The following is a 14,144-nucleotide window of genomic DNA, read 5'->3' as shown; positions in this document are numbered from 1 at the left end:
CCAGAAATCGAACTGCGACTCAAAGCAAGCGACGTGCGGCCCTTCGTTCGGGGTGGGCTGTATCGTCGCACGAAACTGCAGCGCTCCAACTGGTTCGCCGTGGATCGCGCCGGGATATGGTTCGTAGCCGATCAACTCGACTACGGTCGATTTCTCGGTGTCGGTGTCAGCCCAGCGGGCATAGTCATCGATGACGTCCGTTCCCTCACGGTAGAGACCCCGAGAGACGTCAGCGACTGCCTTGCGCGCCGACACTTGTGACACCGCGTCCGACGCCGGGACTGCTCCCGCGCAACCAGTGAGCGTGCCGCACACCGCGAGGGACAACCATGTGACGGGGCTCGGACGGCGTCGGTTCGAAACGGAATGGGGCACGTTGTTGATCAAACCACAAGTCGGCCGGATGTTGTTGCGTGGGGGATGGCCCACATCAGCACGGCGTCAACGCCGAAGGCGAAGTCAAGCGGTGGTAATCATGTCATCGACGGTACCGCGGCTCCCCGCCCGCAAGCCGGACGACCAGCGCGACAGAGACGAGGCCAAACCACTCGGCGGCGGACCGCGCCGATGCCGTGTCACTGGGGAACGGTCAACGGGACGGTCCATGGCGATCTGTGCGTCGGGTAGCGTCGGAAGGGACCGGTCGGGACGTTCTGGGGAGTGATTAGTGTCGGGTGAACCCTTGGTGGAACAGGTGGGTGAGTTCTGGTCCTGCGTATCCGGATCGTTCTATCGCGCCGTAAACCCTGCGTATCAAGACGCAGCGCTTCTTGGTTCGCGTCTGGCCGGCAGGTACTCGGAACCGAATCAACGGACTCTGTACCTGAGCTCATCTCCTGAGGGAGTCGACGCGGCAATGATCGCCCATGCTCAGGGTCGTGTCGACGAGCTCGTCTTGCTCAAATTTCACGTGGAGGCCCATAACATTGTCGATCTCCGAGACCCGGCCGTACTCCTGGTGGCCGGTGTCAACCTTGCAGACGCAGTCGCGCCTTGGCAGGACATTGTGAAAAACGGCGGCGAGCCCGCGTCGTGGAAGGTTCGCCGACGGCTAGAGGGTCTCGGAGCGAATGGCCTCATCGATCCTTCTCGCAAGCGCCCTGGCCGTTGGCATCTCACGCTATTCAGGTGGAATTCTGCGGATGCCCCACGCGTGGCTCTCGACTGACCTCCCCGAGTTCCACCTCGACGCCGAGCGTTAGGGGAACGTCCACCAAGACACCCGAGCCTGCGATCACTGACGCTGGTCCTGTTCCCAAAACATATTTGCTAGAGGAAAATGACTCTGTCAAGCTGATGCAGCAACCGTGTGACACGATCGGTCAAAGGGACTCTAAGCCATGATCTGCGCGGCCGATAGCGTTGTCCGGTCCGGCTGATCGGCCGTCCAGCGACAGAGTCGCTGGTTTCACTCGTGCGTGCCCTTGGTTGAGCGTCCGGTCCTATCCCCGGACGCTCAACCAAGGCGGTGCTGCTCCTTCTCAGGCCGGCGGCGCGAAGAACTCTAGCGGCAGCCCGTCGGGATCGCGGAAGGACAGGCCTGACCCGTATCGGGCGTCCTTGATCGTGTCGTGGCTGACGCCGAGCTGGTCCAGGCGTTTCTCCCAAAGTTCCAGCTCGGACCGGTCCGCGACGCCGAATGCGACGTGATCCAAGCCCGCACGGCGCTCGCTGAACGGCGTCGTCACGTCCGAGTCGGGGAACTGGTGCAGACCGACGAGGGTGCCGCTCACCATCCAGACGACGTGGCGGAAGGGCCCGGTGTCCTCATCGAGCACTGGCTGGTCCTCGAACAACTCCGTGTACCAGGGGACGCTCACCTCAAGGTCTCGTACCGTGAGCGCCACATGGGCGATGGGTGGGAAAATCGTCATCGATGGTTCCTCCTGGATTCCAATAAGCACGATCGTTCGTGCGTACGTCAACCCTACGGTCGTTCGTCTCGCAACCGTCGAGGGGATCGGCGGGCTCTCGATCGCGAGACTGGCCGACGCTGTGGGATGAGCAAGAGCGTCCTGTTCGGCCACTTCGGCTCCAAGGAGGAGCTGCAGCTCGCGACCGTCGAGGAGGCGGACGCACTTTTCGCCACCCAGGTGATCGAGCCAGCGACGACCGCGTCCACGGCCCCCGAGCGGCTGCACCTGCTGGTAGATCCGTAAGCGCGCCAAGCTCCCCGCATCGAAGCGCTTGGTTGATTCGTGCCCCCTGTCTTCTCGGACTCTTCACGCCAGCGGCCTGCCCCCGTTGATGTGGATCCTCATGGAAGCGTTTCTTCGGAGGGAAAACCAATGGCGTGCAGGGTTCTGATCGTATTACAACCGCCCCACGCCCGTTCCGCAAGACGAACCTTGACCGGGACACATTTTTATCAGCTCGAGACCGTAGGATCCAGGAACGGCGGGCGCTTGCCCGGCTTCACTCCTGGCGGCAGGATGGATGCTAGCGGTGGACGTTTTACCGCCGAGGTTGGCAACGGATTGGTCGGCGTGTCACGCCGCCACGGTGGCACGAGGTTCAGGTTGCGGGCGGAGCGCGCTAATACTGAACCAGGCTGCGAGGATGACCGCCAGTCCTGCAGGGATCAAGGCCCAAACAATGAGTTCGGTGGCTCTGGTCCCTGTGAGTAACAGGCTACTTCCAGCAGCAGCGCCGACGGCGGAACCGAGATACATTGCCGCCATCTGGAACGCGATGATTGGCATCGCCTGCTCGGGTCGATCCCCGACGAGGGCTTGCTGCACGGTAGGCACGCTTGCCCAGCCTGCCGCGCCCCACAATGCTGCTGCGATTAGCCAGACTGCGGGGGAATCGGACACCCACATCGCAACGAAACTGGTCAGGAGGACTCCCGGCAGCACGATCAACAGGACTCGTGGCCCATAAGTGTCCAGTGGTCTGCCAATCAGTGCGGAGCCAGTGACGCCTCCAATGCCCCAGGCCCACACGAGTGCGAAGCCCCACCCTTCGAGGCCCTGGGTTTCTGCCATCGGCAGCACATACGTGTACAAGCCCAGACTGGCAACGCCGAGTAGGAATGCGATCAACACCCCAACGCAAGTTCTCGCGGACCGGAACACTCCAATTGCCGGGCCTATCGATGTCGGCAACGACGGCAACGTTCGAGCGCGCACAGCGAGTGCGAGCATGCCGAGCACACCAACGATGACGACCAGCCCCATCGTCCACCGCCAATTCAAGAGATCGCCGATGAGCATCCCGACCGGCACACCGACAACAGTTCCGGTGGACAGGCCGAACGTCACCATCGCCGTGGCCCGGCCCCGCTCGGACTCGGTGACCATCGCGGCCGCGGTTACCGTCGCAACCGCCGTGAGCACGCCCGCGCCGGCACCCGCAATCAGCCTGGAAGCGAGGAAGACCTCGATTCCAGGCGCGACCACAGTGATGAGGTTACCGAGGTTGAAAACGCCCAGCGCAATGAGCAGTGCACGTGCGGTGTGTCCGCGGCTGAGTCTCCCCGACATCATTGGGCCAGCCAGCGCATATGCGCCGGTGAATGCGGTCACCCCGAGCCCGACAGCGGCCAACGTCGTGGTCAGCGAGTCCGAGATCGAAGGCAGCACCCCGGCAAGCACATAGGCATCAATCCCCAGAGCAATGGCGGCGGCAACCAATGGCCATACCTTGCGAATCATGCCTCGGCCATCCCTGGATTTGATTCCTGGTAACCGTGAAGCACGGTGTCGATAAGTCCCGGGAAACGAGTTTCGAGGTCGTCGCGACGCAGCTGGATCATGCATTTACGACCCTCTGCGCGGACGAACACGACACCGGATTCGCGCAGCAGGCTTGTATGGTGTGTCAGCGTTGACCTCGGAAGGTCCGGCCCAAGCTCGATACTGTCAACTTCACCCCGCTCCGAGAGCAGCTGCACCATCGACAAACGCAGGGGCTCACTCAACGCGAACATCACTCTCGGGATCGCGATGTCCCCAGTCTCTGGATGCTTGTACACGCGTGCTGCTGCCATCTGGCCCACCTCATATCGTTCGACTATTCTCGCACAAGCATAGTGCGAGAATAGTCGAACGATAAATCGTGGGTCGCCGCAAAACGGGCCAGCGTGTATCAATGGCTTGATGACTGCGTGATCACGGCGACAAATGCCACCCAGCATCTCTGACGGAAACTAGAAAGAGCGCTACCCTCCAGAACAGTTGCACTGGCCAAACTGTGGTGCTTCATTTCGCCATCTCCAAGCCGCCCCGCAAGCCGGACGCCGAGGGGGACACGCAAACGGTCGATCGGCGACTTTCATCCGTTCCGTTTGGGGAACGCCCTACGGGACCCGACGAGATGTGGATATAAGCCGAGCGAACGTCACCGACTTTCCGTTCCGAATTCCTGCAGGCACCTGCACACCGGTCTTGCCCGGCCTCTACACCAGTTCCTTCCGGAACCAGTGGTTCGCGTACGGGTCCGAGTTATGCGCTTCCCCTTCAACGAAGCCGAGGGACGCATAGAGGTCGCGCGCCTCAATTAGGTCGGTGCGAGTGTCCAACCGGAGGGTACGGATTCCCATTTCCAGGGAATTGCATTCCAGTTCCTCCATCAGCAGACGCCCCAAGCCGCGTCCACGTGCTGCAGATTCAACGAAAACTCGGGTCACCTCTCCGATAGCGTTAGGGCGAACTCGCATTCCTGCGCAGCCGAGCACAGAGAGCCCCTGGCGGGCGAGCAACAGAATCCCCGTAGGTGCGACGAGGTCACCGTTGGGGTATCCGGCTTCAGCATCTCGAACTTCCCCACGTGTAGCGGGCCGTTGATGGTACCGGCCAACCAAGTCCTCGTAATACCGAGTCGACACATCCTGAGCTTCGGCGGAGGTGGGCGAGGCGGCAGAGATAACGATCGGCAGGGCGGGGAACATACGTCCCAGAGTACTTCTCGGCGGCGGGGCGCTCTGTCCAAGGCCGAGACAGCTGGTTCTCCGCCCTCCCATAGGAGGAACCCTCAGCGGGACTGTCAAATTTCGAATCTATCGCTGACTTTGCTGACGTCATTGAACCGGCCGCTCATTGTCGCAAACTTCGCTGGGTAGAAGTGGCGCGTCCCTGAAAGCGCACCGTGGGCCTATGCCTAATTAACCTGCACGCCACAGTTAGGAGCTAATACTTCTGCTATTTCGCCGCAGACCTCCCTGTGGCCTCTTTCGAAGCTGTGCGTTTTGCCTCGGTGGCGATGGTCGCAAATGCCGCTCGCAGCGCTGGTGGGTCTACGACGGTTAGGGGTCTATCAATCAGAAGCAGCCAGCGTGCGATCGCGTTATAGCTGTCCGCGCCAGCCTGGATGAGTGACGTTTCGGCTGTTTCCTCGGTGATGGTTCCCCAGGCGGCTGAGATCCAGTGGGCGACCTCAGCGCGGGGAGCGTGAACGCGCACGGTCGCGGTCACCTGCCGGACCGTCGCGCCGACTCGGCCCGCAACATAGACATCGAGGTCTTTTGCCGGCGGTTGTCGAGGGCGACTTGAGGCTGGCGTGATGGTGGCATCTGCTAGGCGGTCGACGCGAAAGATGCGCCAGTCGTTCACATCGAGGGAGAACGCGACGAGGTGCCACCGGTTCATCGTGCGAACGAGATGAAGGGGCTCAAGGTGTCGGCACCCCTTCACTCCCGAGCGCCCCTGGTACGTGACCTCGACTTGTCGGCGGTCCCGGCACGCTCGAGCAAGCTGCACGAGAGTGTTCGCGTTCACGGGCGCCGGGTCCGAGCCGATCTGGCTGCCCAGGTCGATGCGGCTGGAGTTCTGAGCCAGGGCATCGATCGTGGAACGCAGTCGGGGCGGCATGACGCGATTGAGCTTGTCGAGGGCGCTAAGCGCCCCAGGGGCTGCACCACGATTGCCTGTCGCAGATGCATCCTGCAGCGCGAGGAGGGTGGCAATTGCTTCTTCGGCGTCGAACATCAGCGGAGGCAATGTTGCACCGGCTTCGAGCTGGTAACCACCACCAGTGCCGTGAACGCTGGCCACCGGGTAGCCCAGATCACGAAGCCGGGCGACGTCGCGTCGAACAGTGCGGGCCGTGACCTCCAGTTCGACTGCTAACTCGGCCGCATTCCACTCCCGGGTGCGTTGTAGCAGCGCTAACAATCTCAGCAGTCGTCCGGAGGTATCCCACATAACCTTCATCTTCCACCCTGTAGCGGACAATACCTGTCCGGTACTGCTTCTACGGTGGCACCTGCCCGGCAACCACCGGGCCGAACCGAACTGGAGTACTTCACATGCCCAACATCACCGCGCTTGCCACTACCACCGAGGAGATCGTCCTGAACCAGTACCGCACCAATCACACCATCTCTCCTTCGCACTGCCTCACGATGCAGACAATTGAAGCCGCACGTCTGGAGCCCGGTCAGGTTCGCGTGCGAAACGATTTCATTCAGATCACCGCCGTCATGGCCGATCTCATGACGGAACATCCCGGCCTTCCAATGCCGCCCTATGCGCTGGGGACGCCGCTCTGGGGCGGGGCCGTTGGAACAGTCACAGAGTCAGCAGCCGACCTGCCGGTCGGATCCGTCGTGACGCACATGAGCGGATGGCGGGAGGAGACCGTCGCGGCTGCAGAAACGTTTTGGCCGGTACCGATCGAAGTCCTGCCGGGAGCTGAATACGTGCTGAATCAAGGTGTCACTGCGTATCACGGGATCGTCGACATCGCCCAGGTCCGTGAGGGCGATGTGGTTTTCGTCAGCGGGGCTGCGGGCGGCGTTGGTTCACTCGCCGGACAAATTGCAAAAGCGCTGGGCGCGAAGACCGTCATCGGGAGCGCAGGCAGCGATGACAAAGTCGCCTACCTGGTTGACGAGCTCGGCTTCGACGCCGCGGTCAACTACCGTACGGAGTCGATCGCCTCCCGCTTGCAAGAACTAGCGCCAGAAGGCATCGACGTCTTCTTCGACACGGTCGGCGGTGACCAATTTGAGGCGGCAGTTCAGGCCGCGGCTCCCGGTGCACGCTTCGCGCTCTGCGGGGCACTGGCCGGTCAGATTGATGGCGGCGACGCAGGCAGTCCGCGTCTTGACATCATGACGGCCATCGTCAAACAAATTGAGATTCGCCCCTTCTCTACCTTCCACACCCCCCACCAGATCCAAGCTTGGAACCAGCACTACGGGCTCTGGCTCAGCGAAGGCAAAATCGTCTTTCCGCACACCATCGTCAACGGCGGCCTTGAGGCGGCGCCGGCGGTCCTTGACGGACTCCTCCTGGGGAAATTTCGCGGCAACGTCATCGTTCGCCTCGACCGCGAGTGAAACAACAACGCGCTGTCCTCGCCGTCTGCAGTATTGCGCAGTTCCTGGTCGTTCTCGATAGTTCAATCTTGACTGTCGCACTGCCGCAGCTGGCAGCAGACCTCGGCATCTCACGAGAAAACCTGCCCTGGGTCGTGAACGCTTTCGCTATCCCGATTGCCGGGCTGCTCCTCGTATCGGGACGTTTAGCCGATACGTTTGGGGCGCGTCGGATCCTGCTTATAGGGGTTGCCCTTTTTGCAGTGGCCAGTCTGGTCGGGGGAACGGCTCCAACGGCCGGCGTCCTGATCGCGGCGCGCATGGCCCAGGGGATCGCTGCTGCGCTCATCTCGCCAGCGACGCTGTCACTGCTGTCGCTTTCCTTCCCTGCAGGCCCGGGGCGCGCTCGTGCTTTTGGACTGTGGGGTGCCGCGGCAGGTAGCGGCGGTGCGATTGGCGTTCTCACCGGCGGTCTGTTGGTCGAGTGGTCGAGTTGGCGGTGGACTCTTCTCGTAAACGTCCCGCTGTGCGTGGTTCTCCTTGGTCTTTTGACCATCGCTATCGGTCGTATTCAGCCAGTACAGAGGGGCAGCCTCGATCTGCCCGGAGCGGCGGCGGGGACAGTCTGCGTCACGACCCTGACGCTGGGGTTCGCGTCGCTTCAATCAAAGTTGCTCGACGTCCCCGCGGCTGTCTGGTTCGTCACAGCAGCGGGGAGCCTCCTCCTGTTCGTCTTCATCGAAATCCGGTCATCGTCGAATCCCTTGTTACCCCTTCGACGCTTGGCCGGGGAACGGGTGTGGCAGCTCCCCACGGCAATGCTTCTCGTCGGTGGGGCAATGACCAGTACTTTCTATTTTCTGACCCTGAATTTCCAAGTGCACAGAGATCTGAATGCGCTCCAGACAGGGTTGTCATTTCTGCCTTTGTCCGCGGCCGCCTTCATCGCAGCCGCCGCCTCTCCGGCCATCGTAGGAAAGCTCGGATCCATGAATGCGGCTGTCCTCGCAGTCTTACTCATGAGTGTTTGTCTGTTCGCCATCGCCGCTGTAGCCCAAGACGGTTGGACGGGTGCGATCATCTTCATCAGTGCTGGCTTCGGCGCCGGCATGGGGGTGGCGATCAGTACCCTTGCAAACCTCATCACGGCATCCTTTCCCAGCAGCCTCGGGGGCATCGCCTCCGGAATCCTCACGACTGCGCAGCAGATTGGGAACACCGTCGGACTCGCGGCTATAGTCACCATCGACCTCGGTACTGCATCTCCAAGCCACAACATTGCGTTCCTGGCGGCCGCGGTACTGGCGCTCATCGCAGCCGGATGGCTGGCCTACCAAGCTACGACACGACGATCCAACAGATCAGTCGACACACCATCGCCACGTACTGCTGCACACAACAGCCTCTAAATCGTTGCGGCAGATCATCGGCTGAGATTAGGCCAATAACGCCGGGTCCCGTAGGACGAACGTTTAACGGGTCTCGAGTAGATCGACCGCGGGTACAGAACGACGCGCGCTGGTGGGGCACTCGTCATTGCAATGGTGGCAACTGATGCCCCGGCCATGGCGTCTACCCACTCGGTTTCCTCCGCATCGTCGACCGTAGTCACGACTCATGCGACCTCAGCTGTGGCCTCGGCTGCGACGGCCATTCGGTCTGCGCGGGATCTTGGGCCGTTCTGGGCTCAGGCCGAAAGACTGATTGGCGGCTTCTCTGGGTCTCTAATCGCTTCCGCGACTAGCCCGTGGGCGGCGGCGGCCGCATGGCGGCCTACCTCGGTAGTGTGAGCCAAGAGAAGCGCGACAAGGCCGGGAATTTCGCCTACTGATGAATACTAAAATGAAGGAGAACACCGTGACCGAAAGACGGGAAGGTCAGGCCAAGCGGCCAAGCGGCCGTCAGATCGTGGGCTGGGTCGCGATCGTGTTCTGCGGGTTGCTGGCCTTCGTTAATGCCGCCACGATCGCGTCCAGTGATGGGATGCGCGCGTTTCTGATCGTCGCCGGCGTCGTGCTTATTGGAATCTTGGTTACCCTTCTGGGCCGCTGGTTCTTCAAACGCGAGAACCCTGCGGGTCCGAAGGGGTGCTGACGACCCTTCCCATTTTTGAAGAGGGGCAGCACACATGGGCTGCCCTTCTATTTTATCTATCCACAGGTAGGTGTCGCGCTCCGCTCCGCGGCACTCGATTTGCGCAGTGGGCCCATTCTTGCCTCGGACGCTGACCGCCACTAACCCAATGAATGTCAGTCTTGCTGCCCATCCCGCAAGCGTAACCCTTGAGGGGTCTGCTGCACGGTTAGGTGACAGTAGCCGACATCCCCTGAAAACATTGGTGACAGGGCATTTCCTCGACGATGTGAGGTAATCACGATACTCTCCGCGTGCTCCTCCAATGTGGGTACGGCGTTGTGAAATACATCGCAGTATTGACTGAACACCACCGGTGTCCCGTTGACCTCCGAAGTGGGGGTTTTGCGCTTTGCGATTTCACGACGCCGACTAGTAAGCAGTTACCGACGCTCTGGGCATTGTGCCGCGTGATGTGTCCGGCGGTTGCTCGACTCTGCTGATCGTGTCGCCCTGTGTCAGGGTCCCGGGTCTACAAGCCCTGCTGGCGCAGCAGTTCAGGAATACGCTCGCGGAAAGGGAAGAACCCGCGCGCGGCGTAGGGCCAAGCGAGCGTGTCCCAGCGCCGCCTGACGATCGTGACCGTTATTCCCTCCGAGGCGAGAGCGGCGCCGAGCGTCAGCATCCGTTGCTGCACCGGGCCTACCGGTGCGTTCGGCATAACCACCGTATCGAGGCCTTCGGACTCCGCCCACTTCAGAACCGTGGAGGGGAGCGCGTCGGGTAGCACTCTCGCCGGTCGCCCGAGGGCGTCTAAGGCCCGCTTGGCAGCGTCATCGAGGGCTGATGCCGTGAATCGCCGCACTGCAGCCGAGGCGCCGGAGGGCGAGCGCTCGTCGGGATCGGTGGATCCGGCGATAGCCACGAGTCGGCTGTTCGAATCCAACCAGGAAAGCTCGGCGCGCAGGCTTGCCGCGTCCAGATCCTCTTCGTGCAGCAACAGCCCCACTCGGGCGCCCAATGGGGTGGATTCGGCGGGAGCAATCGGTGCCCGCGTTGGCAGTGGCTCTTCGATGATCGCTCGTGCCGACGTGGCGAGTCCCGATGGCGAGAACCGGCCCTCGGTGTAGCGAGAAATGTTCGATGCCGTCGCGAGGTAGGTCTTTCCGGCGGTCTGAAGCCCGGCAACCCACCGCCAGGAGAGCGTGTTGGAGGCGGCATCGCCATCAAGAAGGTGTCGATAGAAGAAGTCCGCACCGAGTTGCCACGGCAGGCCGAGCGTGAAGATCCAGATGCTCGCAAACCACATGCGGGTGTGGTTGTGCAGGTATCCGGTGTCCACAAGCTCACGCACCCACGCATCCATCGCATCAATGCCGGTGTGCCCAGCGATAGCTTCGCGGTAACCTCCGGAGCGTGTGTCACTCGCGAGCCCGAGCTCGGCCACATCGCGGCGATACCGTCGCCACACCTCGGGATTCTGCTCGAGCCATCCCTTCCAGTACGTCCGCCAGAAGACTTCCTGCACAAATTTCTCACATGCACCGAACCGATGCCGTTCAAGCACAGCCGAAACCACTTCGCGCTCGGTCAGGAGTCTGTGGCGTAGGTACGGAGAGAGACCGGAGACGTTTTCACGGGAGGGTCCAGTGTCGTGATTGCGGTCTCGCGTGTAATCTAACCCTGCATGAGGGACGAACAGGCCGAGGGTTTCGAGGCCGGCAGCTCGGGTAGGAGTGAACATCCCTCTCATCATGCACCATGTGAATTTGAGAAGGTCCCGGTCGGCCCCCTGGGGCAACCCAGAACGGCGAACTCAACCGGTCGTCGCAACGAATTGTTGAATTCGCCGCCGGACTGCGGGACAGATCTGGGGCCAAACCGCCCGGCGGCCGTGCCGCTGATGCCGTGTCACTCGGGGACGCTGAGCGGGCACGTCCGCACGGATACTGGGATCTGCGGGTCACGAGCCCGAGGGTGTCGCGTTTGCCCCGACCTTTGAACAGTCGCGCTCAGGTGCGTTAGCTGCGACAGCGAAGCAGGTCCTTTTGCGCCCTTCGCAAGAGCCAAGGCTTGGCGATATCAACTAGATTCAGCGCGCGAGTAGAACGATGCCTCGGCATCGCGGCGACGCGCGACGTCATCGACCACGAACTGCACGAAGTCCTCGTCGCGAACGATAATGACAACGTCCTCCACGGCGTCGGCGGGCGCTTCGCCTGGCCATGACGTCTGCCGAGTCGAACGATCCCGCTCCAGCCGCGTCCCCGAGATCGCGACCCATTCGCGAAGTCGCTGGCGGGCATCCGCGAAGTCACGGTGCCAGCCGAGCGGGGCGGAGCCGTGCTGGTCGGGGTCGTAGGCGCCGAGCCAGTGCAGGTGCAGCGCGGAGAGCTCCCAGATGAGTTCGGGGTGGCGGTGCCAGAACGGCGGCACGACGGATGCTGGCAGCCCGTAGGTGCGTCGCAGCCAGTTCACCCAGCGGTTGAGTTCGATCCATTCAGTTTCGGCGTCGTCGGCGCTGAGGAGGTTTCAATTGATCGGATGCGGCGGCTCCGCAGTGAGCGGCCCGTCGAGATCTTCCAACGAGCTTGCTCCGAACGCGTCGTCGTGTTCACCGGATGCCCACTCGACCAAGGACTCTGCCATCGCTGCTTCACCACCCCGAGCTGGCGTGGGCAGCTTCCGTCTCGCTGACGATTGCCGTCTGCGTTGCCGCAGCGTCCTGTTCGCTGCCCTGAGCCGAGCGATTGGTTCTAGTGATCTGGTAGTTTGTGCGAGCGAGATCATGGCCGATCTTCTTGGCGACGAACTCTTCGCGTTGGATGGTTTCGCCGTCGCGCTCGACCTGGAAGGTGCGCACATATCCTTCGGCGACGAAGCTGTCGCCTTTGGCGAAGCTTAATCGGGATTCGATCCGTCGGGCCGCGGCTCGCCGGCATCGTGAGGCGGAGGTGCGGGCGCGGGGGAGGGAGCGGGCGAAGCGGTGGCGGGTGGAGCATCCGGAGCGCAGGCGTGAGTATCAGCAGCGGTGGGTGGCGGAGAATCGCGAGAAGGTGCGCGAGTATTACAACCGCTGCTACGAGGCCCATCGCGGCGAGGTGAATGCCCCGGGCGCGGCCAGGCGGGATGCGGACCCGGAGCGCACGAAGCAGATCACCCGGCAGTGGGCTGAGCGCAACAAGGAGCGTGGTGCCGAGCTGCAGCGCAACCGGCGCAGCGATCCGGAGATCTACCAGTCCGAGCTGGAGGCCAACGCGGCGGCGCGACGGCTGAAGCGCAGCCTGAGTCGGGCCGGCCTCCCGCCAAAGCTTCTGCACGCGACTACTGCGGCCGAGCGCCGGGCCAACGAGCGCGAGGCCGACGCCTATGTCAGTGACTCGTCACGGCCCGAACATCTCCGGCAGTTCACGGTGTTCGCGGAGTCGCTCACCGAGCACATGCTCAAGAACGGTGCCCGCATGCGCGATTTCGCCGAAGCCTACGTGGAAACTAGAGCACGCATGGGGCTCCCGCCAGTTCCGGTGGAGACCATCGTCTGCGCCCGCGCTGTCGAATTCGTCACAGAGCGGATGCGCCGGGTCGACCTCCTGACCGGCCGCGACGTCGCAGCGGCCGTTCGCGCCACGGAGGCCATTGTTCGGCGCGAAGAGCGGCAGCAGCAGTTCGAGCGACTCATAAGAACAGTCGTGACCCATGCTCACCGCAATAGTGCACGGTTTCTCGTCGACGCGGAGATGGATAACCAGGCTAGGACTCATCGGAGAAAGCCTCGTGTGCCCGTCGAGTCACTGGTCGTGCAGCTTGCGATGCAGGAGGTCGTTGGGCGCGTGCCCACGAACAGGCTGACAATCGAGGATGCTCGGAATGTTGCCCGCGTCGCGCAGCAGCGCGTTGCGATGTCTTTCCAAGGTCCTGCGGACGCGGTAGACGAACGGATTCACCGACCGTCCGTCGGGTAACTGGCCTTTGGCTTGCCACCCCTGGAGATGGGCATATTTCGCGATCTCTCTGGTCGCCTGCCCAGATCGGTCAAGCGCGGTCGCGACCGTTGTGCCGAAGCACGACCAGGAGTTCGGCTCGCGTTCGGTATCGTATGTCGAATGGGTGGGTCTGGGACCAAACATGGGGACTTGATGCGCGCACGTTTATTCAACGTTTATTGCGTCGAGACCAGCCGAGATGGGCCTAGGTGATGCGATAGAATTGCAATAGAAATCACAGGGAACTCCTGATCAGATCGAGATCGGACGAGTTCAGTCTAGGTTTCGCAATGAGAGTCGCTCGGCTAAAAAGGGTCCGCCGCAATCCGATTGTCGTAGGTTCGATTCCTACCGGGGGCACCACGCCTGGGTGACTGCAGTGAGTAATGCAGAAGGCCGCGACTCGCTGTTTTGCTCGAGGCGAGCCCGGTCGAAGTCAAAGATGAACAGAATTCCGGCCGCGCTTGATGGTCTTAGGTGCGCCAGGGTGGTTCGGGGTTGGTGGTGTTGGCGCGGTGGCTGTGGGCGGGGCGCCAGGCTTGGGTGGGGTCCCAGAGTAGGGGTCCGCGTACTTGGGGTCGGCTGTTGATCATGCGGATTTTCCATCCGCTGGTGTCGATGGTGTGGTGGTGGAACCAGCAGAGGAGGACACCGTTGTCGATGTCGGTGCGGCCGTGTTGTTGCCAGGGGATGACGTGGTGGGTTTCGGTCCAGCGGGCGGGGATGGTGCAGCCGGGGATGATGCAGCCTCCGTCGCGGGCGGTGATGGCGGCGCGTTGTTTGGGGGTGAAGCAGCGGACTGTGTCGCCGAGGTAGAGCACGTCGCC

Annotated in this window: 15 protein-coding genes and 1 pseudogene; 6 read left to right on the top strand and 10 right to left on the bottom strand. The window is 62.3% G+C overall.

Annotated elements, in window-relative coordinates; genetic code table 11:
* Nucleotides 1-255 (bottom strand): hypothetical protein (locus tag BLS91_RS20405; RefSeq protein WP_208859943.1); only part of this gene is annotated, 255 nt, incomplete at its 3' end.
* 412 nt (nucleotides 256-667) lie between these two features.
* On the opposite strand from BLS91_RS20405, the gene BLS91_RS18935 reads away from it, so the two are divergent.
* Nucleotides 668-1,168 carry an RES family NAD+ phosphorylase gene (locus tag BLS91_RS18935; RefSeq protein ID WP_338061616.1) on the top strand — a complete coding sequence of 167 codons (501 nt, stop codon included), beginning with the start codon at nucleotides 668-670 and terminating at the stop codon, nucleotides 1,166-1,168.
* Nucleotides 1,169-1,481: 313 nt separating this feature from the next.
* On the opposite strand, the gene BLS91_RS18930 is transcribed toward BLS91_RS18935, so the two are convergent.
* Nucleotides 1,482-1,874, bottom strand: coding sequence for a VOC family protein (locus BLS91_RS18930; protein ID WP_092342574.1), 393 nt, complete (start codon nucleotides 1,872-1,874; stop codon nucleotides 1,482-1,484).
* Nucleotides 1,875-2,000: 126 nt separating this feature from the next.
* Here BLS91_RS18930 and BLS91_RS20865 point away from each other — a divergent pair, with 126 nt between their 5' ends.
* Nucleotides 2,001-2,159 carry a hypothetical protein gene (locus BLS91_RS20865; RefSeq protein WP_233197141.1) on the top strand — a complete coding sequence of 53 codons (159 nt, stop codon included), beginning with the start codon at nucleotides 2,001-2,003 and terminating at the stop codon, nucleotides 2,157-2,159.
* Between the two features lie 330 nt (nucleotides 2,160-2,489).
* Here the strand turns inward: BLS91_RS20865 and BLS91_RS18925 are convergent, their stop codons facing one another.
* From BLS91_RS18925 to BLS91_RS18910, 4 genes are all read right to left on the bottom strand, one after another.
* Nucleotides 2,490-3,656, bottom strand: coding sequence for an MFS transporter (locus BLS91_RS18925; protein ID WP_092342572.1), 1,167 nt, complete (start codon nucleotides 3,654-3,656; stop codon nucleotides 2,490-2,492).
* A complete protein-coding gene (locus BLS91_RS18920) occupies nucleotides 3,653-3,991 on the bottom strand; it encodes an ArsR/SmtB family transcription factor (RefSeq protein WP_167552447.1) in 339 nt (112 codons plus the stop codon). Before BLS91_RS18920 ends, BLS91_RS18925 begins: the two co-directional genes overlap by 4 nt.
* A 408-nt stretch (nucleotides 3,992-4,399) precedes the next feature.
* Nucleotides 4,400-4,891 (bottom strand): GNAT family N-acetyltransferase, encoded by a 492-nt coding sequence (locus tag BLS91_RS21255; RefSeq protein WP_159433915.1) that lies wholly within the window; start codon nucleotides 4,889-4,891, stop codon nucleotides 4,400-4,402.
* A 250-nt stretch (nucleotides 4,892-5,141) separates the two neighbouring features.
* The gene (locus tag BLS91_RS18910; protein ID WP_159433914.1) at nucleotides 5,142-6,143 is read right to left on the bottom strand and encodes a helix-turn-helix transcriptional regulator; all 1,002 of its coding nucleotides are present in this window, start codon (nucleotides 6,141-6,143) and stop codon (nucleotides 5,142-5,144) included.
* Nucleotides 6,144-6,247: 104 nt separating this feature from the next.
* Here BLS91_RS18910 and BLS91_RS18905 point away from each other — a divergent pair, with 104 nt between their 5' ends.
* From BLS91_RS18905 to BLS91_RS18895, 3 genes are all read left to right on the top strand, one after another.
* A complete protein-coding gene (locus BLS91_RS18905) occupies nucleotides 6,248-7,282 on the top strand; it encodes an MDR family NADP-dependent oxidoreductase (protein ID WP_092342566.1) in 1,035 nt (344 codons plus the stop codon).
* Nucleotides 7,279-8,670: an MFS transporter gene (locus tag BLS91_RS18900; protein WP_276326820.1), complete on the top strand. Its 1,392-nt coding sequence runs from the start codon at nucleotides 7,279-7,281 to the stop codon at nucleotides 8,668-8,670. Before BLS91_RS18905 ends, BLS91_RS18900 begins: the two co-directional genes overlap by 4 nt.
* A 433-nt stretch (nucleotides 8,671-9,103) precedes the next feature.
* On the top strand, nucleotides 9,104-9,355 hold the full coding sequence (locus tag BLS91_RS18895) for a hypothetical protein (RefSeq protein ID WP_092342562.1): 252 nt from the start codon (nucleotides 9,104-9,106) through the stop codon (nucleotides 9,353-9,355).
* Nucleotides 9,356-9,866: 511 nt separating this feature from the next.
* Here BLS91_RS18895 and BLS91_RS18890 read toward each other — a convergent pair.
* From BLS91_RS18890 to BLS91_RS18880, 3 genes and pseudogenes are all read right to left on the bottom strand, one after another.
* Nucleotides 9,867-11,078, bottom strand: a complete 1,212-nt coding sequence (locus BLS91_RS18890) for an FAD-binding domain-containing protein (RefSeq protein WP_092342560.1) — start codon at nucleotides 11,076-11,078, stop codon at nucleotides 9,867-9,869.
* 338 nt (nucleotides 11,079-11,416) lie between these two features.
* Nucleotides 11,417-11,983: pseudogene (locus BLS91_RS18885) on the bottom strand (hypothetical protein).
* A gap of 7 nt (nucleotides 11,984-11,990) precedes the next feature.
* Complete coding sequence (locus BLS91_RS18880; protein ID WP_092342558.1) at nucleotides 11,991-12,197, bottom strand: hypothetical protein; 207 nt, start codon at nucleotides 12,195-12,197, stop codon at nucleotides 11,991-11,993.
* A 28-nt stretch (nucleotides 12,198-12,225) separates the two neighbouring features.
* Between BLS91_RS18880 and BLS91_RS18875 the strand changes: the two genes are divergently transcribed.
* Complete coding sequence (locus BLS91_RS18875) at nucleotides 12,226-13,296, top strand: hypothetical protein (protein WP_092342556.1); 1,071 nt, start codon at nucleotides 12,226-12,228, stop codon at nucleotides 13,294-13,296.
* Nucleotides 13,297-13,790: 494 nt separating this feature from the next.
* Here the strand turns inward: BLS91_RS18875 and BLS91_RS18870 are convergent.
* Nucleotides 13,791-14,144 (bottom strand): HNH endonuclease signature motif containing protein (locus tag BLS91_RS18870; RefSeq protein WP_139165833.1); only part of this gene is annotated, 354 nt, incomplete at its 5' end.

The organism is Cryobacterium flavum (assembly GCF_900103805.1).
In the GTDB taxonomy this organism is placed as follows: Bacteria; Actinomycetota; Actinomycetes; order Actinomycetales; family Microbacteriaceae; genus Cryobacterium; species Cryobacterium flavum.
The sequence above is the reverse complement of the archived record's forward strand: the minus strand, read 5'-3'. Positions and strand labels throughout refer to the sequence as shown.